General features: G+C 73.6%; 25 protein-coding genes. 14 read left to right on the plus strand and 11 right to left on the minus strand.

Annotated elements, in window-relative coordinates; genetic code table 11:
- The first annotated feature begins 208 nt into the window (after positions 1–208).
- From ACFWRT_RS27915 to ACFWRT_RS27930, 4 genes are all read left to right on the plus strand, one after another.
- Positions 209–1,294, plus strand: a complete 1,086-nt coding sequence (locus tag ACFWRT_RS27915) for a WD40/YVTN/BNR-like repeat-containing protein (RefSeq protein ID WP_380953275.1) — start codon at positions 209–211, stop codon at positions 1,292–1,294.
- Positions 1,295–1,451: 157 nt separating this feature from the next.
- The gene (locus ACFWRT_RS27920) at positions 1,452–2,129 is read left to right on the plus strand and encodes a uracil-DNA glycosylase (protein WP_030570798.1); all 678 of its coding nucleotides are present in this window, start codon (positions 1,452–1,454) and stop codon (positions 2,127–2,129) included.
- Positions 2,126–3,352: an N-acetylglucosamine kinase gene (locus ACFWRT_RS27925; protein WP_380953274.1), complete on the plus strand. Its 1,227-nt coding sequence runs from the start codon at positions 2,126–2,128 to the stop codon at positions 3,350–3,352. Before ACFWRT_RS27920 ends, ACFWRT_RS27925 begins: the two co-directional genes overlap by 4 nt.
- A gap of 62 nt (positions 3,353–3,414) precedes the next feature.
- Complete coding sequence (locus tag ACFWRT_RS27930; RefSeq protein ID WP_380953273.1) at positions 3,415–4,338, plus strand: sirohydrochlorin chelatase; 924 nt, start codon at positions 3,415–3,417, stop codon at positions 4,336–4,338.
- Positions 4,339–4,452: 114 nt separating this feature from the next.
- Here the strand turns inward: ACFWRT_RS27930 and ACFWRT_RS27935 are convergent, their stop codons facing one another.
- Positions 4,453–5,538: a lactonase family protein gene (locus tag ACFWRT_RS27935; protein WP_380953272.1), complete on the minus strand. Its 1,086-nt coding sequence runs from the start codon at positions 5,536–5,538 to the stop codon at positions 4,453–4,455.
- A gap of 122 nt (positions 5,539–5,660) precedes the next feature.
- The gene (locus ACFWRT_RS27940) at positions 5,661–7,169 is read right to left on the minus strand and encodes an FUSC family protein (RefSeq protein ID WP_380953271.1); all 1,509 of its coding nucleotides are present in this window, start codon (positions 7,167–7,169) and stop codon (positions 5,661–5,663) included.
- A 229-nt stretch (positions 7,170–7,398) separates the two neighbouring features.
- On the opposite strand from ACFWRT_RS27940, the gene ACFWRT_RS27945 reads away from it, so the two are divergent.
- The 3 genes from ACFWRT_RS27945 to ACFWRT_RS27955 all read left to right on the plus strand — a co-directional run bounded on the left by ACFWRT_RS27945 (position 7,399) and on the right by ACFWRT_RS27955 (position 10,139).
- Complete coding sequence (locus ACFWRT_RS27945; protein WP_380953270.1) at positions 7,399–7,884, plus strand: Lrp/AsnC family transcriptional regulator; 486 nt, start codon at positions 7,399–7,401, stop codon at positions 7,882–7,884.
- A 108-nt stretch (positions 7,885–7,992) separates the two neighbouring features.
- On the plus strand, positions 7,993–8,709 hold the full coding sequence (locus tag ACFWRT_RS27950; RefSeq protein WP_380953269.1) for an HAD family hydrolase: 717 nt from the start codon (positions 7,993–7,995) through the stop codon (positions 8,707–8,709).
- A gap of 173 nt (positions 8,710–8,882) precedes the next feature.
- The gene (locus ACFWRT_RS27955; RefSeq protein ID WP_463288385.1) at positions 8,883–10,139 is read left to right on the plus strand and encodes a serine/threonine-protein kinase; all 1,257 of its coding nucleotides are present in this window, start codon (positions 8,883–8,885) and stop codon (positions 10,137–10,139) included.
- Positions 10,140–10,161: 22 nt separating this feature from the next.
- On the opposite strand, the gene ACFWRT_RS27960 is transcribed toward ACFWRT_RS27955, so the two are convergent.
- The 3 genes from ACFWRT_RS27960 to ACFWRT_RS27970 all read right to left on the minus strand — a co-directional run bounded on the left by ACFWRT_RS27960 (position 10,162) and on the right by ACFWRT_RS27970 (position 13,783).
- Entirely contained in the window at positions 10,162–11,154 is a 993-nt protein-coding gene (locus tag ACFWRT_RS27960; RefSeq protein ID WP_380953268.1) for an aldo/keto reductase, read from the minus strand.
- Between the two features lie 101 nt (positions 11,155–11,255).
- Complete coding sequence (locus ACFWRT_RS27965; protein WP_380953267.1) at positions 11,256–12,695, minus strand: ricin-type beta-trefoil lectin domain protein; 1,440 nt, start codon at positions 12,693–12,695, stop codon at positions 11,256–11,258.
- A 167-nt stretch (positions 12,696–12,862) separates the two neighbouring features.
- Positions 12,863–13,783 carry a glycoside hydrolase family 16 protein gene (locus ACFWRT_RS27970; protein WP_380953266.1) on the minus strand — a complete coding sequence of 307 codons (921 nt, stop codon included), beginning with the start codon at positions 13,781–13,783 and terminating at the stop codon, positions 12,863–12,865.
- A 304-nt stretch (positions 13,784–14,087) separates the two neighbouring features.
- On the opposite strand from ACFWRT_RS27970, the gene ACFWRT_RS27975 reads away from it, so the two are divergent.
- Positions 14,088–14,675, plus strand: a complete 588-nt coding sequence (locus ACFWRT_RS27975; RefSeq protein ID WP_380953265.1) for a DNA polymerase ligase N-terminal domain-containing protein — start codon at positions 14,088–14,090, stop codon at positions 14,673–14,675.
- Between the two features lie 28 nt (positions 14,676–14,703).
- Here ACFWRT_RS27975 and ACFWRT_RS27980 read toward each other — a convergent pair whose 3' ends face one another.
- Together ACFWRT_RS27980 and ACFWRT_RS27985 are read right to left on the minus strand one after the other, a co-directional pair.
- On the minus strand, positions 14,704–15,945 hold the full coding sequence (locus ACFWRT_RS27980; protein WP_380953264.1) for a HEAT repeat domain-containing protein: 1,242 nt from the start codon (positions 15,943–15,945) through the stop codon (positions 14,704–14,706).
- Entirely contained in the window at positions 15,942–16,307 is a 366-nt protein-coding gene (locus tag ACFWRT_RS27985) for a hypothetical protein (RefSeq protein WP_380953263.1), read from the minus strand. The genes ACFWRT_RS27980 and ACFWRT_RS27985 overlap by 4 nt, the downstream gene beginning before the upstream one ends.
- 370 nt (positions 16,308–16,677) lie before the next feature.
- On the opposite strand from ACFWRT_RS27985, the gene ACFWRT_RS27990 reads away from it, so the two are divergent.
- The 3 genes from ACFWRT_RS27990 (at position 16,678) to ACFWRT_RS28000 (ending at position 19,686) form a co-directional block, all read left to right on the plus strand.
- A complete protein-coding gene (locus ACFWRT_RS27990) occupies positions 16,678–18,027 on the plus strand; it encodes a geranylgeranyl reductase family protein (protein ID WP_380953262.1) in 1,350 nt (449 codons plus the stop codon).
- A 157-nt stretch (positions 18,028–18,184) separates the two neighbouring features.
- Positions 18,185–19,339: a winged helix DNA-binding domain-containing protein gene (locus ACFWRT_RS27995; protein WP_380953261.1), complete on the plus strand. Its 1,155-nt coding sequence runs from the start codon at positions 18,185–18,187 to the stop codon at positions 19,337–19,339.
- Between the two features lie 113 nt (positions 19,340–19,452).
- Positions 19,453–19,686, plus strand: a complete 234-nt coding sequence (locus ACFWRT_RS28000; protein ID WP_380953260.1) for a twin-arginine translocase TatA/TatE family subunit — start codon at positions 19,453–19,455, stop codon at positions 19,684–19,686.
- 16 nt (positions 19,687–19,702) lie between these two features.
- On the opposite strand, the gene ACFWRT_RS28005 is transcribed toward ACFWRT_RS28000, so the two are convergent.
- Together ACFWRT_RS28005 and ACFWRT_RS28010 are read right to left on the minus strand one after the other, a co-directional pair.
- On the minus strand, positions 19,703–20,641 hold the full coding sequence (locus ACFWRT_RS28005; protein WP_380953259.1) for a M56 family metallopeptidase: 939 nt from the start codon (positions 20,639–20,641) through the stop codon (positions 19,703–19,705).
- 2 nt (positions 20,642–20,643) lie between these two features.
- Entirely contained in the window at positions 20,644–21,183 is a 540-nt protein-coding gene (locus ACFWRT_RS28010; RefSeq protein ID WP_380953258.1) for a BlaI/MecI/CopY family transcriptional regulator, read from the minus strand.
- A gap of 207 nt (positions 21,184–21,390) precedes the next feature.
- Between ACFWRT_RS28010 and ACFWRT_RS28015 the strand changes: the two genes are divergently transcribed.
- The 3 genes from ACFWRT_RS28015 to ACFWRT_RS28025 all read left to right on the plus strand — a co-directional run bounded on the left by ACFWRT_RS28015 (position 21,391) and on the right by ACFWRT_RS28025 (position 23,531).
- Positions 21,391–21,966: a TerD family protein gene (locus ACFWRT_RS28015; RefSeq protein WP_380953257.1), complete on the plus strand. Its 576-nt coding sequence runs from the start codon at positions 21,391–21,393 to the stop codon at positions 21,964–21,966.
- A 70-nt stretch (positions 21,967–22,036) separates the two neighbouring features.
- Positions 22,037–22,618: a TerD family protein gene (locus ACFWRT_RS28020; RefSeq protein WP_380953256.1), complete on the plus strand. Its 582-nt coding sequence runs from the start codon at positions 22,037–22,039 to the stop codon at positions 22,616–22,618.
- A gap of 82 nt (positions 22,619–22,700) precedes the next feature.
- Positions 22,701–23,531 carry a hypothetical protein gene (locus tag ACFWRT_RS28025; RefSeq protein WP_380953255.1) on the plus strand — a complete coding sequence of 277 codons (831 nt, stop codon included), beginning with the start codon at positions 22,701–22,703 and terminating at the stop codon, positions 23,529–23,531.
- Here the strand turns inward: ACFWRT_RS28025 and ACFWRT_RS28030 are convergent.
- Both ACFWRT_RS28030 and eat read right to left on the minus strand, forming a co-directional pair.
- Entirely contained in the window at positions 23,502–24,227 is a 726-nt protein-coding gene (locus tag ACFWRT_RS28030) for a gamma-glutamyl-gamma-aminobutyrate hydrolase family protein (protein WP_380953254.1), read from the minus strand. The genes ACFWRT_RS28025 and ACFWRT_RS28030 overlap by 30 nt on opposite strands.
- 85 nt (positions 24,228–24,312) lie before the next feature.
- Complete coding sequence (eat, locus tag ACFWRT_RS28035; protein WP_380953253.1) at positions 24,313–25,782, minus strand: ethanolamine permease; 1,470 nt, start codon at positions 25,780–25,782, stop codon at positions 24,313–24,315.
- Positions 25,783–25,880: the final 98 nt, after the last annotated feature.

Raw genomic sequence — 25,880 nt, forward strand, 5'->3', positions numbered from 1 at the left:
GCAAGCGCTTTCTACAGCCAGTGAACGCTAGGGCCGCCGCCGGACGGCGGTCAAGGGAGCCGTCGCCGTGAGGTCCGTACGAGGGGCGACGCGGGTACGCGTGCGGGCCGATGACCTGACCCGCCGGGAGCGTCCGCGAGCCACTGTCAGTGGTCGGGTGCAGACTGGCTCACATCCGGAAACAACGGCGTATCTGGAGGTCTCCGCCATGACCGACGTACTCCTCACCGTGGGCACCCGCAAAGGTCTCTTCATCGGCCGCAGGCGCGAGGGGAACTGGAAGATCGAAGGGCCGCACTTCAACGCGCAGGCGATCTATTCGGTGGCCATCGACACCCGTGGAACCACGCCCCGGCTGCTGGCGGGCGGTGACAGCGCGCACTGGGGGCCGTCCGTCTTCCACTCCGACGACCTGGGCGAGAGCTGGGTCGAGCCGCAGCGTCCGGCGGTGAAGTTCCCCGAGTTCACCGGGGCGTCGCTGGAGCGGGTCTGGCAGTTGCAGCCGGCCGGTCCCGAGGCGCCGGACGTGGTCTACGCGGGCACCGAGCCCGCCGCGCTGTTCCGCTCCGAGGACCGGGGCGAGTCCTTCGAGCTGATCCGCCCGCTCTGGGAGCACCCGACGCGCTCGAAATGGGAGCCGGGCGGCGGCGGGGAGGGGCTGCACACCATCCTCACCGACCGGCGGGACCCGCGTGCGGTGACCGTCGCGGTCTCGACGGCGGGCGTGTTCCGGACGAAGGACGGCGGGGAGAGCTGGGAGCCGGCGAACAAGGGCGTCTCGGCGGTCTTCCTGCCGGATCCCGACCCGGAGTTCGGCCAGTGCGTCCACAAGGTCGCCCGGGACGCGGCCGATCCGGACCGCCTCTACCTCCAGAACCACTGGGGTGTCTTCCGCAGCGACGACGCGGGCGACAGCTGGAGCGACATCGGGGCGGACCTGCCCTCCGACTTCGGGTTCGCCGCTGTGGCGCACCCGCACCGCGGCGACACGGCGTACGTCTTCCCGATCAACGCCGACGCCGACCGGGTCCCGGCGGAGCACCTCTGCCGGGTCTTCCGGACCACCGACGCGGGGCGCACCTGGGAGCCGCTCACGGTGGGGCTGCCGGGCGGGGAGCACTACGGCACGGTGCTGCGCGACGCGCTCTGCACGGACGACGCGGATCCGGCCGGGATCTACTTCGGCAACCGCAACGGCGAGTTGTACGCGAGCGCGGACGACGGCGACAGCTGGCAGCAGCTCGCCTCGCATCTGCCGGACGTGCTCTGCGTACGGGCAGTGGCTCTCGACTGAGGGGCCGAGCGGGGGGGCGGCAGCGGCCCTCGGCCGAGCGACTGGGCAGCCGAGCGACTGGGCAGGGGACTCTCGGCAGAGTGGCCGGGCGGGGGGTGGTGGCTCTCGGCCGACGGCAGTTGATCGGAGTGGTCGTATCACCAGTAGAGTGCGGCGCGTGGCAGCACGACCGTTGAAAGAGATCATCGAGCCGGGGTGGGCCGACGCCCTCGAACCCGTCGCCGAACGCATCGCCGCTATGGGCGACTTCCTCCGCGCGGAGATCGCCGCGGGACGTACGTACCTGCCCTCCGGGGCCAACGTACTGCGGGCGTTCCAGCAGCCGTTCGAGGAGGTCCGGGTCCTCGTCGTCGGCCAGGATCCCTATCCGACCCCCGGGCACGCGATCGGGCTGAGCTTCGCCGTGGCGCCCGACGTCCGGCCGCTGCCGGGCAGCCTGGAGAACATCTTCCGGGAGCTACACGCGGACCTCGGCCTGCCGCGGCCGTCCAACGGCGACCTCACTCCGTGGACCCGGCAGGGGGTGCTGCTGCTGAACAGGGCGCTGACCACCGCGCCCCGGCGGCCCGCCGCGCACCGGGGCAAGGGCTGGGAAGAGGTGACCGAGCAGGCGATCAAGGCGCTCGTGGCCCGGGGCACACCGCTGGTGTCGGTCCTGTGGGGGCGGGACGCCCGCAACCTCCGCCCGCAGTTGGGCGACTTCCCCGCGATCGAGTCCTCGCACCCCTCACCCATGTCGGCCGACCGCGGGTTCTTCGGCTCGCGGCCGTTCAGCCGGGTCAACGAACTGCTGGAGCGCCAAGGGGCGCAGCCGGTCGACTGGCGTCTGCCGTGACCGACGCCCCGCCCCCCGCGGCCACCCCTGAGGCGTATGTCCTCGGGGTCGACTCCGGCGGGTCGGGGCTGCGGGTGGCGCTCGGCCGGGTGGACACGGAGGGGCCGCTCTTCACGGCCGTCTGCGCCGAGCCGGTGCGGACGGGGGCCGGGGGGATCGACGCGGCTCACCTGCTGGAGCAACTGCTGCCCGCAGTGGCGGAGTTGCTGGAGCGGGCAGCCCGAAGTGACGGTGGGCGTACGGGCGATGGCCCCGCGACGGTCGCCGCCGCGGCGGTCGGGGCCGCCGGAATGGCCACGCTCGGCGGGCGGTTGCGAGCGGAGCTGCCGGGTGCGCTCGCGGAAGCGCTGGGCGTACGCCGGATGGCGCTGGCCGCCGACGCGGTGACGGCGTACGCGGGCGCGGTGGGACAGCGCCCCGGGGCGGTCGTCGCGGGCGGCACGGGCATGATCGCGCTCGGTACGGACCTCACGTCGTGGCACCGGGCCGACGGCTGGGGTCATCTTCTGGGTGACAGCGGCGGCGGTGCGTGGATCGGCCGGGCGGGGCTCGACGCGGCGATGCGCGCCCATGACGGGCGGCGCGGCGGCTCCCCCGCCCTGCTGGCCCGGCTGCATGCCGTGTTCGGAGCCGCCGAGGGTCTGCCGGGGCTGCTCTACCCGCGCTCCGACCGCCCGGCCGTGCTCGCCTCGTTCGCCCCCGAGGTGGCGGCGTGCGCCGGAGCGGACGAGGTCGCGGCGGGCATTCTGCGGGAGGCGGGCATCCATATCGCCGAGGCGGCGGCGGCCGTCTGCCCGACGGCCGGGCCCCAGGACGGCGACGCTTGCGAAGTGGCCCTGACCGGTGGGCTGTTCCGGATGGGCGAGCCCCTGCTCGGACCCGTGCGCGAGGAGCTGGCGCGGCTGGTTCCGCAGGCCCGGGTGACCACCGGAACGGGCGATCCGCTGACCGGCGCACTCCGGATCGCGCGCGCTCTGGCCCTGGACGATCTGCGGCTGCCGCACCACCCGACGATGCTGTTCGTTCCGACCGGGGACGGACCTTCCGGACGCGAGGGTGCGGAGGTGGGGAACGGGGAGCCGGAGCCCGGCGGCGTACCGGCGAAAGGACCGGCGAAAGGACCGACGAAAGGGCTGACGAAGGGGCCGGGGAACCCGGCGGCGGACAGACCGACAGACGGGGACACTTCACCAGTAGGTCACTCATCGGACATAAGCGGATAGTTAACGCTCGACCGGACCCTCCCCGAACAGAGGGGCATCCAAAACCAGTAGCATGCGGCGCCATGAGCACCCCCACTGGGCCCGCTTCCGGCCTGCCTGTACGAATGCCGCGACCTCGCCAGTCCGGACGGCACCGCCGCCCGGAGCCCGTGGTCGCACCTGAGGGCGCTGCCGCGCTCGTTCTCGCCGTTCCCGGCACCCCTTCCTCGGCTACGCGCGGTCTGGCCGAGGAAGTGATCAGCATCGCCCGTTCCGAGCTGCCCGGCCTCAACGCCCGGATCGGCTATCTCGACGGTGACGATGCCGAGTACCCCACTCTGGCCACCGTTCTCGCCCACTCCGCCGCCGAGCGTGTCCAGCGCTACGAGCAGGCCGTCGCCGCCGGCCGCGAGGCCGCCGAGCCCGCCGGTCCGGCCGCCGTCGTGGTCCCGCTGCTCGCGGGTCCCGACAGCGCGCTGATCCGGCGGATACGGCAGGCCGTGATGGACAGCGGCACGCAGGTGGAGCTGACCGACGTGCTCGGTCCTCACCCGCTGCTCGCCGAGGCCCTGCACGTCCGGCTCTCGGAGGCCGGGCTCGCGCGTGCCGACCGCGCCAGGCTGTTCACCGTCGCCACCGCCGCCGACGGCATCGTGCTGGCCACGGTGGGCGGCGAGGAGGCCGTGCAGGCGGCCGGGATCACCGGCATGCTGCTGGCCGCCCGGCTGGCCGTTCCGGTGATGGCCGCCGCGCTGGACGTGGAGGGTTCGGTCGCCTCGATCGCGCGCCAGCTCCAGGGCTCCGGCTCGGCGCAGCTCGCGCTGGCGCCGTACCTGGTGGGCCCGGAGGTCGACCCCGGTCTGCTGGACGCCGCCGCCAAGGAGGCGGGCTGCGCGACCGCCGAGCCGCTGGGCGCCTACCCGGCGATCGGCAAGCTCGTGCTGTCGCTGTACGCCACGGCGCTGGGCATCACGCCCGCGACCCCGCAGGGCGCCCAGGCGCACTGACCCGGGTCGACGGAAGCGGCACGGACGCACGGAAAGCCGCGGCCCGGACCGGAGGATCGATGAGGATCCCTCCGGCCCGGGCCGCGGCTTTCCTGCTGCCTGTACGGCCCCGGGTCAGCCGAGGACGACGCAGGAGACCGCCGGGGCCTCGACGGAGCCCGCGTGCCGCGGGATGCCGGTCTCCGCATCCACGGCGAACCAGCTGACGTTCCCGGAGCGCTCGTTCGCGGCGTACAGCCACTGGCCGCTGGGGTCGAGGGTGAGGTCGCGGGGCCAGTGGCCGCCGCAGCCGACGGTGGCCACCAGGGCGGCCTTCTCGCCGGTCTCGTCGAGGGTCAGGACCGAGATGCTGTCGTGGCCCCGGTTGGCGGTCCACAGGAAGCGCCCGTCGTGCGCGACGACCACCTCGGACGGATAGGCCCGTACGGAGCCGTCGGCGGACGCGGGACCACTGCCGGGCTCACCCGCGGGCTCGGACTCGGGCAGCACCGGAACCTCCCCCAGCGGCTCCGGACGGCCCGCCTCGGCGTCCCAGCGGCAGACGGTGAGGGTCGGCACCAGCTCGTTCAGCACGTAGGCGTAGCGGCCCGAGGGGTGGAAGGCCAGGTGGCGCGGCCCGGTGCCCGGGCGCAGGGCGGTCTCGCCGTGCGGTTCCAGGAGGCCGGTGGCGGGGTCCAGGGCGTTGACGCGTACGGAGTCGGTGCCGAGGTCCACGCTGACCACCCAGCGGCCGGAGGGGTCGGGCAGCACCTGGTGGGCGTGCGGGCCCTCCTGGCGCTCGCTGTCGGGGCCGCCGCCCTCGTGCCGGACGACCGAGGAGACCTCGCCGAGCGATCCGTCGGCGAGCACGGGCAGGGCGGTGACGCTGCCGGATCCGTAGTTGGCGGTGACCAGGTGGCCCGCGGCGAGCGCGAGGTGGGTGGGTCCGTCGGCGTCGACCGGCCGCACCGGGCCCAGGAGGGCCGGTACGTCGCCGCCGACGTCGAAGGCGGCCACCGAGCCCGGGGCGGACTCGCCGACCGCGTACAGGGTCTCTCCGCCCGGTGCGAGCGCGAGGAAGGAAGGGTCCGGCAGGGCGTCCGAAGAGCCGAGCACGGTCAGCGCCCCGGTGTTCCGGTCCACCTCCGCGACGGTCACGCCGAGGCCGCCCGCCGAGGTGAACGACCCCATGAATGCCCGTCCGGTGCTGCTGCCACCCATCGCACTACCCCACTTCACCGTCGCCGTGATCTTCCGGCCGACGGTAGCAGGCGGCGCACCTCAGGTCTGGACCAATCCGTCAGGCGGTCGAGGCGGTCGCTCAAGGGCCCGAGGCCACCGGCTCAGGCGGCGATCGGGGCCCGGGGCGAGCTGTGCAGGGGCGTGGCGAGGTCGGCCAGCGCCCGCTCCAGGCCGTGCAGGTGGGCCAGGGCGGGGTGATCCACGGCAGCGCCGGACTGCACGCCCGCGCGCACGGCTCCCCGCTCCTCCCGGCTCTCCTGGCGCAGCAGCTCCTCCACCGCCTCCTCCACCCGGGAGCAAGCCGCCGAGAGCCGGGCGTCGTGCGAGGCGGCCGGGTCCGCGGCGATGGAGGCCAGGCCGCGCACCTCCCGTACGCAGTCGTCCAGCAGGGCCAGCACCTGGCGCGCCCGCGTCTTGCGGGCCTTCAGCGGGCTCAGGGGGTGCACCAGCGGGGCGAGCGAGAGCCGGACCCGGCTGAGGAGCACGTCGAGTTCCGCGACGCGGGGAGCCGGGTCGGCGCTCAGGGAGCCGGCGAGGCGCTCGGCGGCCTCGGCCGTGCAGGCGTGGACGCACCGCAGGGCCTTGCGGATCCACGCGTCGGTGACGGCGTGGGTCGTGACGGGCAGGACCACCAGCACCGCGAGCACCGCGCCGAGCGCGCCGACGGCCGTCTCGGCGACCCGCAGCCAGAGCAGGGACGCGTCCAAGACGCCCAGGACCCCGTAGAGCACGCCGACCATGACGGTCACGAAGAACATCATCCAGCTGTACGAGACCGCCGCCGTGTAGAAGATCCCGAACACGCTCACCGCGACGATGACGGCGGTCGGCGCCCCGGCACCGTCCAGCGGGATGGCGACGAGGAATCCGGCGGCGATGCCGATCACGGTCCCCAGGACCCGGCGGAAGCCGCGTACGAGGGTCTCGCCGCGCGAGGTGGTGTTGACGAAGACCCACCAGGTGGCGCCGACCGCCCAGTACCAGCGCTGGTCGGAGAGCACCTGCCCCAGACCCAGCGCGAAGGCGCCGCCCAGGGTGGCCTGGACCGCCTGCCGGGTGGTGACGCGGGCCAGTCCGCGGCCCTCCGGGGCAGTGGGCACGGCCACGGCGGGCAGCCGCCGCTCGTAGCACCACAGGCCGAAGCGGACGGTGGAGGAGACGGCGAGGGACAGCAGGACGGCAGCGTACAGCTCGGGAAGCTGCCCCGGCACCGTGTGCAGGAACTGGGCGGCGAAGAAGGTCATGAAGGCGAAGACGCCCAGCGAGTGGCCGCGCGGCCCCCAGCGCCGGGCGTAGACGCCCGCGCCCATGACCGCGAGGAAGACCAGGTCGCGGGCGGCGGGCTGGTCGTGCAGCACGGCGGCGGCGGCGAGGACCGGGAGCCCGACGGCGGGGAGCAGCGCGGTCGTGAGCGCCTGCTGCCGCACCGTGGCGTCCGTGACCGTGAAGAGGGCCAGCAGCGCCGCGAGGCCGCCGGTGATGGCGGCGACGAGCGAGTGCCCGACGAGTCCGCACAGCGCGACCGCGAGCCCGATCCCGATGACGGCCCGGCTCGCGAACCGCAGCCGCACCCTCCCCGGGTCCGGTGCCACGAACACCCTCTTCAGCACACTGCTCCCCTTCCGCCTCACCCGTGCCGTGTCCGGTGGGCTCCGCGCGCTCGGCATGAAAAAGGCGCCACGGAAGTCCGCGGCGCCATCGACAGGACCATCAGAGCATCCTGGGAGCCCGTGGATCAAACGAGCGCGAATCCTCTGGACCAATGGCATAGTTCTCGACCGGATTCGTGGGCCATGAGGAGGCCAACGGACCATCGGACCAGAAGGAGGCCGACGGATCATGGCCGTGGACGCTCTCGACACCCGCATCCTGCGCCTGCTGATCGAGCAGCCGCGCACCAGCGTGCGGGAGTACGCGCGCATCCTCGGGGTGGCCCGCGGCACCCTCCAGGCCCGGCTGGACCGGCTGGAGCGGGACGGGGTCATCACCGGTACGGGACCGGCCCTCTCCCCCGCCGCCCTCGGTCACCCCGTCCTCGCCTTCGTCCACCTGGAGGTCACCCAGGGACGCCTGGACGAGGTCGGTGACGCGCTGGCGGCCGTTCCCGAGATCATCGAGGCGTTCTCGACCACGGGTGGCGGGGATCTGCTGACCCGGGTCGTGGCCCGGGACAACGGGCACCTGGAGGACGTGATCCAGCGGCTGATCCAACTGCCGGGCGTGGTCCGGACCCGGACGGACGTGGCGCTGCGCGAGCGGGTGGCGCACCGGGTGCTGCCGCTGGTCGAGTCCGTGGGGCGGGCGGCGGGCGGCCAGGCCGGCTGAGGCGGGCGGCAGGCCAGGGAAGGTGAGGCGGGCGGGCGGCCAGGGAAGGTGAGGCGGACGGGCGGCGGGGGCCAGGCGGGCTGAGGCACCCGTCAGGTCCGTTGCGGCATGCTGGAGGCCATGATTCCGCGACCCGGCCTCCACGTGATCTTCGACCTCGACGGCACGCTGGTGGACAGCGAACCGAACTACTACGAGGCGGGGCGCCGGCTGCTCGCCCGGTACGGGGTGAGCGACTTCAGCTGGGAGGACCACACCCGCTTCATCGGGATCGGCACTCGGGAGACCCTGACCGCCCTGCGCTCCACATACGGGATCGACGCCCCGGTCGACGAGCTGCTCGCCGGGAAGAACGCGCTCTACCTGGAGCTGGCGGGAGCCTCCACCGAGGTGTTCGGGCAGATGCGGGCCTTCGTGGAGCTCCTGCACGCCGCCGGGGTGCCGATGGCCGTGGCCTCCGGCTCCTCCAGGGCCGCGATCGGAGCCGTACTCGCGGTCACGGGGCTGGAGGCGTACATCCCGCTCTACGTCTCCGCCGAGGAGGTCGCGCAGGGGAAGCCTGAGCCCGACGTGTTCCTGGAGACGGCCCGGCGGATGGGGGCGGAGCCGGCGCGGTGCGTGGTGCTGGAGGACGCGCCGCCGGGGGCCGCTGCCGCCCGTGCGGCGGGGATGCGGTGCATCGCCGTCCCCTACGTGCCCGCGACCGCTTCCGACCCGGCGTTCACGGCGGCGGACCTGCTGTTCGCGGAGGGCCAGGCGGCGTTCTCGGCGGAGGCCGCGTACGGCTGGCTGCGGGGCGAGGCGGCGCCGGGCGGCCGCTCCTGAACGTGCCGGGTCGTCAGCCCCGCCTCGGCAGAGGGCCGTCGGGGCATCGGCGGCTCCGCGGACCGATATCCTGATCATGTCGTTCACTCCGCCGTGCGCACCCCCTCAGGGGGCAGGCCGCCGCGCGATGGACCGGCAGTCGGAGCGGGCCACGATTCGAGTTAGGTGAACAGGTGCTGGTAGCTGGTCGGTACCGGTTGATATCCCCCATCGGCCGTGGCGGTATGGGCGAGGTGTGGCGCGCCGCGGACGAGGTTCTGGGCCGCGCCGTCGCCGTGAAGCTGCTGCTGGGGGACCAGGCGGACGCCTCGTCGACCGCCCGGTTCCGGCTGGAGGCCCAGACCGCCGCCCGGCTGAGCCACCCGCACCTGGTGGCCGTCTTCGACTTCGGGGCCTGGGAGGACCGCTTCTTCCTGGTGATGGAGCTGGTCGAGGGGCAGAGCCTCGGTGATCTGCTCGCCGCCCAGGAGCGCGTCCACCCCGAGCAGGTCGCCCGGATCGCGGGGGAGGCCGCGGCCGGTCTCGCCGCCGCGCACCGCCAGGGCATCGTCCACCGGGACATCAAGCCGGGCAACCTGATGCTGGACGCGGACGGTTCGGTGAAGATCGGCGACTTCGGCATCGCCCAGTTCGTCGACGACCCGTCGACGGCGCTGACGACGGCCGGTCACATCGTGGGCACCAGCCTCTATCTGGCGCCCGAGCGGGCTCTGGGACGTACGGCGGACTCCGCGTCCGACATGTACTCGCTGGGCTGCGTCGTCTACCAACTGCTGCTCGGGCAGCCGCCGTTCAAGTCCGACACCGCGACCGCCACGCTGTACCAGCACGTCGACACCCCGCCGGTCCCGCTACGGCAGCGCGGCGTGGACATCTCGGCCGCGTTCGACGCGTACCTCCTCGGCCTGCTGGCCAAGAAGCCCGAGGAGCGGCCCACGGCGCAGCAGGTCTCCGACTGGTTCCGCACCGACGCCTGGCGCGGCCGTTCCGAGCCGCTCCCGACGCCGAAACCCGCCTCCCGCCGGGCCGCCCCCTCCCCCGCCCCTTCGCCGTCGGCCCCGGCCTCCCCCGTGGGCCCCGCGACGTACCGGCTGCCGCAGCCCACGGGGCGAAGACGCTCCACCCCGTCCCGGTCGGCGCCGGCCCGCCGCCGCAGTACGCGGGAGGCGATCCGCCGGCGTCCGAGGGTGGCGAGCGCCATCGCGGGGACGGCGACGTTCCTGGCGGCCGTCTATCTGGGGATGGTCCTGTTCTCGCCGGACTCCAGCTCGGCCGGCACCCCCGCCCCCGGCCCCTCCCCGTCCGGACCGGCCTCGCAGGAGGTCCAGGACGGCGGAGAGCAGCAGGGACAGCAGCAGGGACAGCAGCCCGGAGAGCAGGGGCAGGGGCAGGGGCAGCATCAGGAAGAGGACGACGAGCAGGACGACTGAGTCCCGCTCGCCGGACCACCGGTCACCAGCGGCCGTGGACCTCCGCGCGGATGGAGCGGTCGTACAGCTCCCGTACGGCGTCCAGCGTGGACTGCGGCAGCGGCGGCAGGGCGGCGGCCGCCGCGTTGGCGCGGGCCTGTTCCACCGAGCGTGCGCCGGGGATCACGCTGGTCACGCCCGGCTGCTGGATGATCCAGCGCAGCGCGGTCTGCGCGGGGGTGGCACCCTCGGGGGCCAGTGCGGCGAACTCGGCCGCGGCCTCGATCCCGGTCGTGTAGTCGATACCGGAGAACGTCTCGCCCTGGTCGAACGCCTCGCCGTGCCGGTTGTAGTTGCGGTGGTCGTCGGGGCCGAAGACCGTGTCCTTGGTGTACTTGCCCGAGAGCAGCCCGGAGGCGAGCGGGACGCGGGCGATGATGCCGACGCCCGCGGCCGCGGCCGCCGGAAGGACCTCGTCCAGGGGCTTGAGGCGGAACGGGTTGAGGATGATCTGCACGCTCGCGACGCCGGGGCGGGCGATGGCGGTCAGCGCCTCGGCGCAGGTCTCGACGCTCACCGCGTAGGCGGCGATCCGCTGCTCGTCGACCAGCGTGTCCAGGGCGTCGTAGACGGCATCGGAGGAGTAGACGCTGCTGGGCGGGCAGTGCAGTTGTACGAGGTCGAGGGTGTCGGTGCCGAGATTGGCGCGGGAACGGTCGTTCCAGGTGCGGAAGTTGTCCAGGACGTAGTTCTCCGGCAGTTGGTCCGCGCGGCGGCCCATCTTGGTGGCGACGAAGATGTCCGCGTCGGGGCGGTTCTTGAGGTAGCGGCCGATGAGCTGTTCGCTACGGCCGTCCCCGTACACGTCCGCGGTGTCGAAGAAGGTGACGCCGGAGTCGACGGCCGCGTCGAGGACGTCGAAGGCGTCGCTCTCCTCGACCTCTCCCCAGTCGCCTCCGAGCTGCCAGGTGCCCTGTCCGACGACCGAGACGTCACGGCCGGTCCTGCCGAGTGTGCGCTGTTCCATGAGGATCATGCTATTCCGCTTCTCCTGCCGAAGAGTGGTGGGCGGCGGCAGGAGCACCTCTGCCGCCGTCCACCGTCCTGAGCCGCCCTCGAAAGGGGCGGGCCGGGCTGTCAGCCCCGGTACTGCGCGAGGACCCTGGTGAAGTCCCACGGCTGCTGGCCGACACCGGAGCAGGTGTCGGCGCCGCCGCCGGTGCAGGGGCGGTCGCGGTTGACGGACCAGAAGGTCAGCCGGGCCAGGTGGCGCTGCTGGGCGTAGGCGAGGATCGTGCGGAAGTCGGCGAGGGTGATGGTCTCGCCGACGTCGGTGGTGCCGTTCATCGAGGAGATGCCGGTGTGCCGGTAGGCCTGGTCGTCGCTGTAGCCGTAGGCGTTCTTGACAGCCGTCTTGAGGCCTTCGGCGGCACGGACGCTGAGCGTGCCCATGTTCTGGCCGTTGCCGCCGAAGTTGAACGGCATGATCGTCCAACTGTCGACGGTGAGTCCGGCCTGGGCCGCCCGGTTGATGAGGCTGCTGTCGGGGCCGTTCTGGCCGGTGCCGAAGGTGATGTAGAGCTTGATGCCCGGGTTGTCGGCCCGGATGGTCCGCAGGGCGTCGACCGTACGTTGCTGGACGGTCGGGGAGTCGTACGCGGCCGCCTCGATGTCGATGTCGATGGCCTTGAGCCCGTACGCGTTGATCACCTTCTGGTAGGCGGCGGCGAGTTCGCCGGCGCTGCCGCAGGAGCTCTCCAGCTTGTTGCCGCTCCAGCCGCCGAAGGACGGGATCACGTCACCTCCGGCGGCCCGTACGGTGTTGATCGTCTGCTGGTCGACGCCGCCGGTGAGCGGGCGGCCGCCGTCCCACTGGGGGTTGCAGTAGCCGTTGCTGAGGACGAAGGCGAGGGTGAACCACTTGACGCCGGTCGCGTTCATCACGGTCGTCGGGGAGGGCGGGCTGCCCCAGCCGTTGTAGAGGTAGGGCGCGACGGCCATCGGGGGGCCGCCCGGGCCGGGGTCGGAGCCGCCCGCCGGGGCGGTCCACTTCTGGTTGGCGGCGCCGGTGCAGGTCCACAGCTGGAGGCGGGTGCCGTTGGCAGAGCTGTTACCGGTGGCGTCGAGGCACTTGTCGGCCGGTACGGAGACGATGTCGCGGGCGGCGGAGATGCCCCAGCGCTGGGCGGCGGTGCCGTTGCAGTCCCAGAGCTGGATGACCGTGCCATTGGCGGTGGCCGCGTCCTTGGCGTCGAGGCACTTGCCGAGGGCGCGTACGGTGCCGTCGGAGCGGACGTCCCACTGCTGGGCGCCCGTGCCGTTGCAGTCGTAGAGCTGGACGGCGGTGCCGTTGGCGGAGGAGGCACCCGCCACGTCGACGCACTTGCCGCCGATGCCGGTGATCTGCCCGACGGCGGCGATCTCGGCGGCGTTCGCGGGTGCGCCCGGGCTCAGGAACGCGGCCAGGGCGATGAGCGACAGGCCCGGCAGGGCGAGCCTGCGGAGCCGCGCGAGGACGCCGGGTCCGGGGGGCGGGGTGTCGGTGGCGGTGGCGGTGGCGGTGGCGGTGGCGGTCATGGGGTCTCCGTCTTTCGGGGGCCGAGCGGGTGGGGGCCGGTGCCTGTGCGTGGAGGACCCCGCGCACAGGCACCGGGGCTGCTGATTCACCTGGTTCAGCGCAGCGTTCACCGCAGCCGGCGGATCGCGTCCCTCGTCCGCGCGGACCGCCAACAGCCGTCGGGCGGTCAGTCGCTGGTGGTCACGCGGACGTAATCGACGACGAGCTGCGACGGGAAGGGGGTGGAGCCGTCGGGGTCGCCAGGCCAGTAACCGCCGACCGCGAGGTTGAGGATGAGGAAGAAGGGCTTGTTGTACACCCACTCCTTGCCGCCCAGGTCGGCGGGGGTGCGCCGCTGGAAGACGGTGCCGTCGACGGACCAGGTGATGGAGTCCGGGGCCCAGTCGACGGCGAAGGTGTGGAAGTCGTCGGCGAAGGCCTCACCGTCCGGCAGCGTGTAGCCGGCGCCGATGCCCTCGGCGCCGGAGTAGCCCGGGCCGTGCAGGGTGCCGTGGACGGTGCCGGGTTCGAAGCCGACGTTCTCCATCACGTCGATCTCACCGCTCTGTGGCCAGCCGACGTCGCCGAAGTCGTCGCCCAGCATCCAGAACGCGGGCCACATGCCCTGGCCGCGCGGGACCTTGACGCGGGCCTCGACGTGTCCGTAGGCGGCGGCGAACGTGCCCGCCGTGTTGAGCCGGGCGGAGGTGTACTCGCAGGTGCCGTACCAGCACTGGTAGTTGCCGGGGTTCTCCTTGCGGGCGGTGATCACCAGGTTGCCCTGGCCGTCGAGGGCGGCGTTGTCGTTGCCTCCGGTGTAGAACTGCCGCTCGTGGTTGTTGACGTTGTCGCCGGTCTCCAACTGCCACTTGGAGCCGTCGACCGCCGCGCCGGCCGGTCCGTCGAAGGTGTCCTCGAAGGAGACGGCCGCCGTGCCGACGGCGGGGGCGGAACCGGGGGCGGAGACGGATCCGGGGGCGGCGGAGGCTCCGCCGGGCAGGGTGGCGAGGAGGGCGGAGCAGCAGAGGAGGGAGGCCGCGTAGAGCGCGGTGCGGCGGCGGCGCCGGGAGCGGCTGGGTACGGCTTTGGCCGGGAGGTGCACGGTCATCACATCGCTTCGTGGGGGGACATGTGCATGACAGGTCGACACCGAGAGGTGAACGGTTGGGGCGAACACCTCGGGTGCATATTTCAATTCTTGATTTAAGGGAGTGCCACAGGAGCCGTCAATAACCTGGTCCAGACCGGAGAGCGAACGGACCATGCTTCTGGCATATGCATCTGAAGTCGGCAGGGCCCGCCGTGCGGTTCCTTCCGGACGGCGGCAGAGTGGAGTTATCGACCCGGCGGCCCGGCCGAGCTGCACCGGACAGCGCGGCGGGACCGGGCGGTGCGGGCGGAGGGAGCACGGCATGCGGAACGACGGCGTACCGCGGCCCCGTTTCGACGGCGTACCGCGGCCTCATTTCGTCGTGCAGATCCATGACGCGCGGCGCATGCACTTCGACTTCCGCCTGGAGGTCGACGGCGTACTCAAGTCCTGGGCGGTCCCCCGAGGCCCCTCGGAGAACCCGAGCGACCGGCGCCTCGCCGTGGAGACGGAGGACCACCCGCTGGAGTACCGCGAGTTCGAGGGGGTCATCCCGCAGGGCGAGTCCGGCAGCGGCACGGTGATCGTCTGGGACCAGGGCACGTACGAACCGCTCGGCCACGACGGGGAGGGGGACGCGGTCCCCTTCGCGGATTCGCTCGCCCTCGGCCATGCCACGTTCTGGCTCCACGGGTCCAAACTGCACGGCGAGTTCGCGCTCACCCGCTTCCGGGTGGGCGACGAGCCGGAGAGCGGCGGCCAGGAGGCGTGGCTGCTGATCAAGGCCAACGACCGCCTCGCCGTGCGCGACCGGCCCGGCTCACCGGACCCGTACCACGCCCGGTCCGCCCGTACGGGTCGGACGCTGCACCAGGTCGCGGTGGCGGCGGCCCGGGGGGACGGGGACTGAAGGGGCTGGGGGTTCCGGGGGGGCGCGTCTACGTGGTCGCGTCGGAGGCCGCCACCTGGGCGAGGAGGTCCGTGTAGAGGGACCGCCGGTCGGGGCGGGCGCGGGCCGCCACCCGGCGCAGTACGGGGACCGCCGCCTGGCCGAAGCCGGTGACCGCCTCCCGCGCGGCGCTGCGGACGACCGGCTTCGGGTGCTGGAGGAGGCGGACCAGCTCCGGCAGAGCGGGCTCCCACGAGGCCCGGCCGAGGGTCCGCACCGCCATGCGCACCACGTCCGGCAGCGGGTCGGAGAGCAGGATCACCGTGGACCGGGCGTGGCCGGCCCGGCCGAAGAGGGCGCGCGAGGCCCGGTGGGCGTGCAGGCGCACCCCGGCGCGCGGGTGGCGCAGCAGCTCCTCGATCACGGCGTGGAGTGCCGGGTCGGGCTCGCCGCCGGGCGGCGGTGTGTGCTCCTCCACCAGGCGGCCGAGGGCGCGGCGGATCTGCTCAGGTGCGCCCGTGCGGGCCAGGTCGAGCAGCTCCGGCAGGGGCGGGAGGGGCGCCCGTGCCGCCGGAACGCCCGGAGCGGGGGCGCGCAGGGCGTCCAGCGCGGCGGCGTCCTCGGCCTCGGCGTCCGGCCCGCGCAGGGGGCCCGCCACCAGGACGAGGCGGTCGGCCAGGGCGTCGCGGCCCTCGTCGCGCAACCGGCGCCGTACGCGGTCCAGTTCGGGCGTACGGAGCAGGGGGCGGCCCGCCAGCAGCTCCAGGAGGCCGTGGCCGCCCGCCTCGACGCGCGGGCCCAGCAGGTGCGCCAGGGCGTCGGCGGGGACCCGGTCCAGCACCGTTCGGGCGGCCGCGTGCACGGCCGGCGGGCCGTGCTGCCACCGGTCGAGCAGCATCGGGACGAGCGGCGGCAGGTCCCAGGGGCGCAGGCGCCCGGCACAACGCAACGCCCTTTCCGGCTCCACCCCTTGGGCGTCCAGCTCCGCCACTCCGAGGCCGGCCGGCGTACGGGCGAGGCGGTCGACCCCGGCGTCGGGCAACTGGTCGACGCGGCCGCGCAGGTACGCCCGGACGACGGCGAGCGCCACCTCCGGCTCGGGCCGTCCGCCGAGCGCCCGGGCGGCGGCGTTCCGGTCGTCCGGGTCGTCCGCCTCCAGCAGGGCCAGCAGCCGGGCCTGCCGGACGGCGGAGTGCGGCCCGTCCGGATCGCGGGGCCTCCCCCTGTCCGGCGCCGACCGGGTCTCGCCGACGGTCCACGGCGGTGCGTCGAGCGGCTGGAGCGCGGTCATCCAGTCGAGGAGCGGGCCGCGTACGCCGGGTCCGGCTCGGGCCGTAGCCGCCCGTGGAGCTCCGCCAGGGCGAGGGACTCCTCCGGCGTCGCCCCCGAGGAGCCGGGCAACAGGCTTACCAGCAGCTCCCGTTGACCGGAGCTGGAGCCGGAACCGGCGGCGGAACCGGAACCGGCGGCCGGGGTGCTCGTGCGCTCGGCGAGGAGGGCGAGGCCGAGATGGCGTACGCGGGGTTCGGCGTGGCGGACCAGTCGGCCGAGCAGCTCCGGGGCACAGGTCCGGGCGTCGATGTGCCGGGCGAGGAGACCGGCGTCGGCGCGGGCGAGGGCGGCCTCGATGAGCTCCTGCGGAGGTGTGGTCACGCGGGGATCGTAGACACAGGACTTGTCGGGCGGTCCGGGCAACCCCAGGGCCTGTTTCCGGCCGCCGGGCTTGCACGGCGAACCGCCGGGGCCCAAGGCCCGGCCCGTACCGCGAACAGCCGAGACCCAACCGCCTGCCTTCACCCCCGGCCCGCACACCAACCGCCCACGCCCAACGCCCGCCTCCGCCCCGGCCCACACAACTAACCACCCAGGCACGAGGCCTGCCTCTGCCCCGGCCTGCACCGCCAACCGCCGCGACCCTAGGCCTGGTTCCGCCCCGGCCCCTCCTGGTCGATGATGTTCGTCGACCGGGGCCACCGCCCCGGGCAGAGCACCGGCCGTCCCTGAACAGGCGAGAAGGGTTGTGATGCGGGAGATGTCAGCGGATCCGGCAGCGGCGGACGGGCGCGCGGGCGAGGACGCCCAGGTGATCGTGGTGGGGGCGGGCCCGGCCGGCTCGTCGGCCGCGTACCACCTGGCCCGGGCGGGTGTGGACGTGATCCTGCTGGAGAAGGCCCGCTTCCCCCGGGAGAAGGTCTGCGGCGACGGGCTCACCCCGCGCGCGGTGCACCAGTTGATCCGGATGGGCGTGGACATCTCCGCGCCGGGGTGGACGCGTTCGCGCGGGATGCGCTGGGTGGCCGGGGAGCACCGGGTGCACATCGACTGGCCCGCGCTGGGCCGCTACCCGGACTTCGGACTCTCCCGCAGCCGCCACGACTTCGACGACATCCTGGCGCACCACGCGGTGGCGGCCGGGGCGCGGCTGTACAGCGGCTGGAAGGCGGAGCGGCCGCTGACCGACCGGGCGGGCCGGGTCATCGGGGTGGCCGCGACCTCGGACGCGCCGGATATACCGGGCCCCGTCGACTTCCGCGCGCCGGTCGTCGTCGCCGCCGACGGGGCCTCCGCCCGGCTCGCCCTGGCGCTCGGCCTGGAGCGGGACCCCCGGCGGCAGATCGCCACGGCGGCCCGCCGCTACTACCGCAGCCCGGAGCGCTCGCGGGAGGAGTACCTGGAGCTCTGGGCCGACCTCCGCTTCCCCGACAGGGGACCGTACCTCCCCGGGTACGGCTGGATCTTCCCGATGGGCGACGGGCGGGTCAACGTAGGCCTCGGGGCGCTCCCCCACCGCCGGCACGGCACGGCGGACCTGCGGGCCACCCTGGACCAGTGGCTGGCACGGACGCCGCCGGAGTGGGGGCTGCGCGAGGAGAACGCCGAGGGCCCGGTCCGCAGCGCCGCACTGCCTCTCGGCTTCAACCGCCATCCGCTGTACGCGCGCGGACTCCTGCTGGTCGGCGACTCCGGCGGCATGGTCAGCCCGTGGAACGGCGAGGGCATCGGCCAGGCCTTGGAGGCGGGCGAGGTCGCCGCGGAGACGGCCGCACTCGCCCTGGCCCACCCCGAGGGCCCGCGCCGCGAACAGGTGCTGCGCGGCTACCCGGTGGAGATGAACCGCCGCTGGGGCCGCTACTACCGCCTCGGCAACGCGGCCGCCGACCTGGTCTTCAGCCGCTCCGGGTTCCAGCCCGTGCTCAACCGGTACGTCATGAACTCGCCGTTCCTCCTGAACACCCTGGCCCGGCTGCTCACCGACCTCACGGACAAGCCCTCACGCGATGTGATCGACCATGTCCTCAACACCGCGTTCCGCATCGTCCCGGCGCCGCGGCCGGGACGCGTCCCCGGACGGTTCAGGAGAGCGGCGCGGTGAAGTGTCCGCGGTCCCGGCGGTCCCCCGCGCCAAGCAGGCCCCGGACCGCGCCGTCCGGCCGGCGGGATGGGCAGCGTACGGTTTCGTCGTTCGCCGCCCCCACCGCCGCACGGCGGGCGGAGGACGGATCGCGGACGACCACCGGAGGAACGCACCGATGACGGGCACCAGGATCACCGCGCGAGGGCTCAACCGCTCCACGCTCGCCCGGCAGTTGCTGCTGCGGCGCGAGCCCCTGGGCGCGGCCGAGGGCGTACGGCGTGTGGTCGCGCTCCAGGCCCAGCAGCCGGCCTCGCCGTACGTCGCGCTGTGGAACCGGCTCACAGCCTTCGACCCGGCCGGACTCGACACGGCGTTCGCGGATCACCGTGTGGTGAAGGCGACCATGATGCGGCTCACCCTCCACGCCGTGCACGCGGACGACCACCCGGCCTTCCGGGAGGCCATGCACCCGGTGGTGCGCGCCTCCCGACTGGGGAGCCGGTTCACCGCGTCCGGGCTGACGGCGGCGGACGCCGACGCGCTGGTCCCCCGGCTGCTGCAGTTCGCCGACCGGCCCCGGACCACCGCCGAGTGCGAGGCCTGGCTGGGCGAGCAGTTGGGGGCGCCGCCGCAGGCCGGGGCGTGGTGGGGGCTGCGGCAGTACACGCCGCTGCTCCACGCTCCCACCGCCCCGCCCTGGTCGTTCGGCCACCGTCCCTCGTACATAGCGCCCCGGACCGGACCCCTGCGTACGGATCCGGCGGCGTCGGCCGCGTCCCTGCGCACGCTGGTCCTGCGCTACCTCTCAGGATTCGGACCCGCCTCGGTAGCGGACGTGGCGCAGTTCGCCATGGTCACGCGGACCAGGGCGCGGGCGGCGCTGGTGGACCTCGCCGAGCGGCTGGAGCGGCTGGAGGGGCCGGAGAACGTGGAGCTGTTCGACCTGCCGGGGGCTCCGCGGCCGGACGGGGCGGAGCCGGCATCGCCCCGGCTGATGGCGATGTGGGACAGCGTCCTGCTGGCGTACGCGGATCGCGGCCGGGTCCTCCCGGAGGCATACCGCAGGACCGTGATCCGCGCGAACGGCGATGTGCTGCCGACGCTGCTGGTCGACGGGTACGTGGCCGGGGTGTGGCGCCCGGTGGCCGGAGGCATCGAAGCGACCGCGTTCCACCCCCTGCCCGAGGAGGTCTGGGACGGGCTCGCCGCCGAGGCCCGGTCGCTGGTGGGGTTCCTCGCCGGCCGTGAACCGGAGGTCTACCGGCGCTACGGCCACTGGTGGAGCCGCCTCCCGGACGCCACCGTGCGGGTGTTGCCCGGACCGGCCTGATCCGGGAACCCGGGGAACCAGTACTCTACAGCCCTGTAGATTGCCCTCTGCCGGCCGCCCGTCAGGGATCCGGGTGATTTCTCGTCACATCCGCCCCAGAGAAAGCAGCAGCCATGTTCGGGATCGGCGAGCTCACCATCCTTCTCCTGGTCGTCGTGGCAGTGCTGGCCGTGAAACGGCTCCCCGATCTCGTACGGTCGGCCGGAAAGGCCGCGCGCATCCTCAAGAGCGAGAAGCAGGCTTTCAAGAACGAGGGCAAGGACGAGAGCGCGGGTGGCGGCCCGTCCCGGACCGCTCCCCGCGTGATCCGCGGGGAGACGACCGAGCGGGACACCCCTACTCCCTGAGGCTTCTCCGCGGGGGTCACAGCGGCGTCGTCGCCGCCTCCAGTACGAGGAAGAGCGCGACGGCCGCGTTGAGCGCGGAGAGCGCGGAGACGGTCGTGCCGGCGGCGGCGACGAACGCGGCGGCGCCGGCCGGGGTGAGCGCGGGCGGCCAGCCCCGGTCCGGTGGCACCGGACCCAGCAGCGCTGCCACCCGGCGCGGCACCGGGCCCGCGGCGGCGAAGCCCGCCACGGCGGCGGCCCGGGGGCCCGGGGCGGAGATGAGCGCCGCCTTGCCGACCGCACGGGCCGTCAGCCGTCGGTCGCCCGTGACCCGGGCCGCCTCCTCGTCCGCCCAGCGCTCGGTGGAGTAGACGAGAGCCTCCTGCAGGGGCCGCAGCAGCGGGTTGACGCATCCGGCCAGCCGGGTCGCGAGCAGCAGCCGGTGGTGGCGGCCGTCCAGGTGGGCCCGTTCGTGGGCGAGCAGCGCCCGGCGCTCCGCCGGGTCCAGGGCGGCGAGCATGGCGGTGGAGACCATGACCCGGCCCGGCGAACCGGGCAGCGCGTAGGCGTACGGCAGGTCGTCGGGGAGTACGGCGAGGTCGCCGCCACCCGGCAGTCCGGCGAGGGTGCGGTGGGCACGGGCGCGGAAGCGGTAGTGGCGGTGGAGGGTGAACCCGCAGGCCATCGTCACGGCGACGAGCGCCAGGATGGAGGCCCTGCCCGCGAAGGCGTCGTGCGGGACGGCCTCCCGTACCTCGTCGTCGGACCAGCCGTCGGGCAGCGGGTTGCCGGGCAGCTGCGCGGTGCCGACCACCACCAGCAGCCCCAGACAGACCAGGCTGCAGGAGGCGAGGATCACGGCGACGGTGGTCAGCAGGCGTGCGGCTCTCCCTGGGTGCAGGTGCTGCTCGGCCAGCCGCGCGATCGGCAGCGCGGTCAGGGGCAGGACCAGGGGCAGATACACGAAGACGCCCATCGTCAGCCCTCCGGCCGGTCCGTGGGCGCCGCGCCAGGCCCATCAGGCCCACCACGTCCATCAGGCCCACCAGGCCCACCAGGCCCATCAGGCCCATCGCCGGGGCCGCCCCCCGGCACGCTCCCGCCCCCGCCCCCGCCCCCGCCCCCGGGCTCGCTCTCCGCGAGCAGCGAGCGCAGCAGCTCCTCGTCGTCCGCCGACAGGACGGAGACGAAGCCGGCGAGCACCGCGTCCCGGTCGCGCTGCTTGTCGAGGAGGCTGCGCATCCGCAGCGCGGCGAGACCGGCCTCGTTCGCCACGGGCTGCCACAGGACGGGGCGCCCCCGCCCGGTCCGGGTGACGGCCTGCTTGGCGTGCAGGCGGGTAAGGATCGTGATGACGGTGCTGTACGACAGCCCGCTGCCGAGCCGTTGCAGCACCCAGGCGGCGGTCACCGGTTCGGTCGCCTCGCCCAGCACGGACAGCACCTGGGCCTCCAGCTCGCCCTGGCCCCGCCTGCGAGCGGGCGTTTCCCGTTCGCCACCGGCTCCTTCGGTGTCCACCGTCAGGCCCCCCTCTCGTTCCGCTTCGCTCAGCCGCCCGGTCCCTGCCGTTCATCCGCCGGGCGACCGGGAAATCGTATCCAGCCACCGACCCTCCCGTGACACCTCCGACCGCTTCCCACCTGGCCCGGAAAATCTACAGTGTTGTAGATTTTACAGCGGTGCCGCAGAGTGCCCGCACCGTCACCGCACAGTAGGGAGAACACCATGGGCGTGAGCCTGGCCAAGGGCGGAAATGTCTCGCTGACCAAGGAGGCTCCGGGGCTGACCGCGATCCTTGTCGGCCTCGGCTGGGACGTCCGTACGACCACCGGCACCGACTACGACCTCGACGCGAGCGCGCTGCTCTGCGACGAGTCGGGCAAGGTCCTCTCCGACGCGCACTTCGTCTTCTACAACAACCTGAAGAGCCCGGACGGTTCGGTCGAGCACACCGGCGACAACCTCACCGGCGAGGGCGAGGGGGACGACGAGATCGTCAAGGTCGACCTCTCCGCCGTGCCGGGTTCCGTCGCCAAGATCGTGTTCCCCGTCTCGATCCACGAGGCGGAGGGCCGCGGCCAGAGCTTCGGCCAGGTCCGCAACGCCTACATCCGCGTGGTGAACCAGGCGGGCGGCGCGGAGATCGCCCGTTACGACCTCAGCGAGGACGCCTCCACCGAGACGGCGATGGTCTTCGGCGAGCTGTACCGGCACGGCGCCGAGTGGAAGTTCCGTGCGGTCGGGCAGGGTTACGCATCCGGGCTGAGCGGCATCGTCGCCGACTTCGGCGTGGGTCTCTGACCCCGCCCCACCGCCCGGACGCACTCACCTCACCTCACCTCACCTCACCGAAACAGCGAAGGCGGAAGCCATGACGATCAACCTCTCCAAGGGCCAGCAGGTCAGCCTCACCAAGTCCGGCGGCGGCGAACTCGGCGTCGTCCGGATGGGGCTGGGCTGGAAGTCCGCGCCCCGCAAGGGCTTCCTGGCCCGGCTGACCGCCCGGGACATCGACCTCGACGCCTCGGCCGTGCTCTTCGCCGGCCAGAACCCGCAGGACGTCGTCTTCTTCCAGCACCTCACCAGCGACGACGGTTCGGTCCAGCACACCGGTGACAACCGGGTCGGCGGTGCGGGCGAGGGCGGTGACGACGAGTCCATCGTCGTCGACCTGCGGCGCGTGCCCGTCCACGTCGACCAGATCATCTTCACGGTCAACTCGTTCACCGGCCAGACCTTCGAGGAGGTCGAGGCCGCCTTCTGCCGTCTGGTCGACGAGAGCACCGGCCAGGAGCTCGCGCGGTACACGCTGACCGGCGGCGGGCGGCACACCGCGCAGATCATGGCCAAGGTCCAGCGGGCCGGTTCGGGGTGGCAGATGACCGCCATCGGCGCCGCGGCCGACGGGCGTACGTTCCAGGACCTGATGCCCGCCGTCGCCCAGCACCTGTGACGACACCAACGCCGTGACCGCCGCGTGGGGGCGCGGGAGCCCCGTGCCCCACACGGCGGCGACACATCGATCGAGGGACAGTATGGGCAGGCCTTCCCCGCTGGGGGACGAGGACAGATCCGCCTACGCGGAGGTGGTCGACGAGGTGCTCGCCTCGGCGGAGATCCGGCGGCTGCTGGAGGAATCCGGCGTCAGCGGCGGCCGGTTGCGGATCCGGGCCCTGGCCGCGGTGGGGCGTACGGCTCCGGCCGCCGCGGCGGAGTACCGGGCGTACGCGGCCCTGCGGCGCGCGTCGCACGGCCGGCGCGGCGACGGCGGCCCCGCTCCCCTGTCCGGGCCGGGGGACCAGGAGCGGCCGGGCGCCGGAGCCCTGGCGGTCCTCGGGGTACTGACCCCGATCCTGGCCGCCGTCGCCGCGGCGACCTTCCTCCTGCTGGGGTACGGGCTCCGCCTGACCGACAGCATGGCGGCCCTGGCCGACACCCTGGTCCGGGTGGGCTGGGTCAGTCTGGCCATCGCGGCCGCCACCTCCCTGATCAGCCTCATCGCCGTCTACCGGACCGCCGCCCTCCGGCCGGCGCCCGGCTCCCTGCCCGGCTCCCCGCCCGGGGTGGACCGCTCGGCCGACCTGGACCGTGCCCGGGAGACCTGGCGGACCGCCCTGCGGGACAAGGGAATCCGCCCGTTCCTGCTCGGGGAACTCGCCGAGGCGGGGCGGGCGGCGGCGCCCGGCGGCCCGCGCTTCACCCCGCCGGCCTTCGCGGGCCCCGACTTCAGCGCCCCCGACTTCACCCGCCCCGGCTTCAGCGGCCCCGACTTCACCGGTCCGGGCTTCTCCGGTCCGGGCTTCTCCGGGCCCGGTCACGGGACTCCTGGCGCCGGATCACCCCCGCTGCCCGACGCCCGGCGCTGATACCCGCGAGCGGTGGCGGGCCGCGTCGACCAGCGCGGCCATGACGCGGGGGTCGTCGCCCATCTCCGGGTGCCACTGGACCCCGAGCACCAGGCTCTCGTGGTCCGGGAGTTCCAGCGCCTCCACCGTTCCGTCGGGGGCGTGGGCGGAGGCGATCAGGCCGGTGCCCAGGCGGTCGACGGCCTGGTGGTGGTAGGCGGGCACCGTGGTCTGCTCCGGGACGGCCGCCGCGTACGCCGTCCCGGGCACGGGGTCCACCGCGTGGCCGCCGAAGACCGCGTGCCCGCCGGTGTGGCCGTCCAGGTGCTGGTGCAGGGTGCCGCCGAGGGCGACGTTCAGCAGTTGCATGCCCCGGCAGATGCCCAGCAGAGGGACGCGCAGCTCGATCGCCGCCTCGATCAGGGCGAGTTCCCAGGCGTCACGCTCGCGGGCCGGAGGCCCCGTACGGGGGTCGGGAGTGGCTCCGTAACGGGTCGGCTCGACGTCCGCTCCCCCGGCGATCACCACCCCGTCCAGGGCGGCCACCGTCTCCCGGGCCGCGTCCGCGGCCTCGTCCGGCGGCAGCAGCACCGCGAGTCCGCCCGCCGCCCGGACCAGGCGGGGGTAGGCGGCGGGCAGGAGCACCGCGGGCATCTCCCAGACACCCCAGCGGGCGGGGTCCTGGTAGGTGCTGATGCCGATGACGGGCCGGGACATGGAACGGCTCCTTCGGTTGTCTCGTTACGGACGGTTGTCCTGCTCATGGATCCGCGACGGTGCGGGGCGGGGCTGTGCGGGGCGGTCAGTCGCGCTTGAGTTCGGCCTCCGCCGCGGCCAGTGCGGCGAACTCCTCCTCCGGGGCCGCCGCGACCAGCCGGTGGCGGCTGTAGAAGGCGAAGTAGGCCAGCGCCACCGCGTACACACCGAGCGCGATGAACGCCGCGTCCCGGTCCACCAGGAAGGTCGCCACCAGCGCCGAGCATGCCAGAACGAAGGCGGCACCCGAGGTGCCCGCGCCGCCGGGGGTGCGGTAGGGCCGGGGCAGGTCCGGCTCACGGCGGCGCAGCACGATGTGGGACAGGGCCATCAGGGCGTAGCTGATGGTGGCCCCGAAGACGGCGACGTTCAGCATCCGGCCGCCGTTGCCGCTCCAGGCGGCCAGGGTGAAGCCGATGACGCCGGGGATCAGCAGGCCGAGGTAGGGGGACTTGCGGCGGTTGGTGAGCGAGAGGAAGCGCGGCAGGTACCCGGCCCGGGAGAGGGCGAAGAGCTGGCGCGAGCCGGCGAAGATGAGCGAGAAGAAGGAGGCGACCAGGCCCGCGAGGCCCGCGTAGTTGACGAAGCGGCTCAGGGCGGTCGGCTCGCCGGTGCCCTGGAGGGCGACCACGAGCGGGTTCCCGGCCTCCTTGATGGCGTCGGCGCCCTGGGCCCCGGTGGCGGAGACGAAGGTGATGAGCGCCAGGAAGACCAGTACGGCGAGCGAGATGGCCAGCGCCTTCGGCATCGAGCGGACCGGGTCCTTGGCCTCCTCTGCGGCGAGCGGTACGCCTTCCACCCCGAGGAAGAACCACATGCCGAACGGGAACGCCGCCCAGATGCCGAGGAGCCCGTACGGCAGCCAGGAGTTGGAGCCGAAGGCGCTGGGGTCGGCCGGGATGTCGTTGAGGCGGCCCGCGTCGAACTCGGTGAACGCGCCCACGGCGAAGATGAGGAGGGCGGCCACCGCGATGGCGGTCACGACCAGGCTGAAGCGGAGCGCCTCACCGACGCCCCAGAGGTGGATGGAGATGAAGATCGCGAAGCAGGCGAGGTAGACCGGCCAGCCAGAGGTCAGCCCGAACAGGCCGAGCGATTCCACGTAGTCGCCGATGAAGATCGAGATGGCGGCGGGGGCGAGGATGTACTCGATGAGGATGGCCGTGCCGGTGAGGAAGCCGCCCCAGGTGCCGAGCGCACGCCGGGCGAAGCCGTAACCGCCGCCCGCGGTCGGCAGGATGGCGGAGAGTTCGGCCAGCGCGAAGACCAGACAGGCGTACATGACGCCCATCAGGACCATGGCCACGGCGAGTCCGCCGAAGCCGCCCTTCGAGAGGCCGATGTTCCAGCCCGAGAAGTCGCCGGAGACGACGTAGGCGACGCCGAGTCCGGTCAGCAGCAGCCAGCCCGCGCTGCCGCGCCTCAGGGTCCGGCGGCGCAGGTACGCGGCCGAGCCGGTCGCCCCCGGGCTCGGGGAATCGGGTGGTCCGGCGGGGGTTTCGGTGCCCTGAGCCATGAGGCGCTCCAGATGTCTGTCGACGTCGTCGATGGAACTGCTGCGATGCTTCGATACCTCGATGCTTCGATCAAAGGTTCGTCGGCACACCTTTGTGG

It is taken from the genome of Streptomyces cyaneofuscatus (genome assembly GCF_042718795.1).
GTDB classification, from domain to species: Bacteria; Actinomycetota; Actinomycetes; order Streptomycetales; family Streptomycetaceae; genus Streptomyces; species Streptomyces cyaneofuscatus_A.

Bases quoted from the DNA above. Each gene is read 5' to 3' on its own strand.
- ACFWRT_RS27945 (WP_380953270.1), top strand. From the start codon at position 7,399: ATGGCCGTGGACGCTCTCGACACCCGCATCCTGCGCCTGCTGATCGAG.
- ACFWRT_RS28020 (WP_380953256.1), top strand. From the start codon at position 22,037: ATGACGATCAACCTCTCCAAGGGCCAGCAGGTCAGCCTCACCAAGTCC.
- ACFWRT_RS27965 (WP_380953267.1), bottom strand. From the start codon at position 12,695: ATGACCGCCACCGCCACCGCCACCGCCACCGCCACCGACACCCCGCCC.
- ACFWRT_RS27990 (WP_380953262.1), top strand. From the start codon at position 16,678: ATGCGGGAGATGTCAGCGGATCCGGCAGCGGCGGACGGGCGCGCGGGC.
- eat (WP_380953253.1), bottom strand. From the start codon at position 25,782: ATGGCTCAGGGCACCGAAACCCCCGCCGGACCACCCGATTCCCCGAGC.
- ACFWRT_RS27950 (WP_380953269.1), top strand. From the start codon at position 7,993: ATGCTGGAGGCCATGATTCCGCGACCCGGCCTCCACGTGATCTTCGAC.
- ACFWRT_RS28030 (WP_380953254.1), bottom strand. From the start codon at position 24,227: ATGTCCCGGCCCGTCATCGGCATCAGCACCTACCAGGACCCCGCCCGC.
- ACFWRT_RS27960 (WP_380953268.1), bottom strand. From the start codon at position 11,154: ATGATCCTCATGGAACAGCGCACACTCGGCAGGACCGGCCGTGACGTC.
- ACFWRT_RS27930 (WP_380953273.1), top strand. From the start codon at position 3,415: ATGAGCACCCCCACTGGGCCCGCTTCCGGCCTGCCTGTACGAATGCCG.
- ACFWRT_RS27935 (WP_380953272.1), bottom strand. From the start codon at position 5,538: ATGGGTGGCAGCAGCACCGGACGGGCATTCATGGGGTCGTTCACCTCG.
- ACFWRT_RS27980 (WP_380953264.1), bottom strand. From the start codon at position 15,945: ATGACCGCGCTCCAGCCGCTCGACGCACCGCCGTGGACCGTCGGCGAG.
- ACFWRT_RS27915 (WP_380953275.1), top strand. From the start codon at position 209: ATGACCGACGTACTCCTCACCGTGGGCACCCGCAAAGGTCTCTTCATC.
- ACFWRT_RS27995 (WP_380953261.1), top strand. From the start codon at position 18,185: ATGACGGGCACCAGGATCACCGCGCGAGGGCTCAACCGCTCCACGCTC.
- ACFWRT_RS27970 (WP_380953266.1), bottom strand. From the start codon at position 13,783: ATGACCGTGCACCTCCCGGCCAAAGCCGTACCCAGCCGCTCCCGGCGC.
- ACFWRT_RS28000 (WP_380953260.1), top strand. From the start codon at position 19,453: ATGTTCGGGATCGGCGAGCTCACCATCCTTCTCCTGGTCGTCGTGGCA.
- ACFWRT_RS28015 (WP_380953257.1), top strand. From the start codon at position 21,391: ATGGGCGTGAGCCTGGCCAAGGGCGGAAATGTCTCGCTGACCAAGGAG.
- ACFWRT_RS28025 (WP_380953255.1), top strand. From the start codon at position 22,701: ATGGGCAGGCCTTCCCCGCTGGGGGACGAGGACAGATCCGCCTACGCG.
- ACFWRT_RS28005 (WP_380953259.1), bottom strand. From the start codon at position 20,641: ATGGGCGTCTTCGTGTATCTGCCCCTGGTCCTGCCCCTGACCGCGCTG.
- ACFWRT_RS27975 (WP_380953265.1), top strand. From the start codon at position 14,088: ATGCGGAACGACGGCGTACCGCGGCCCCGTTTCGACGGCGTACCGCGG.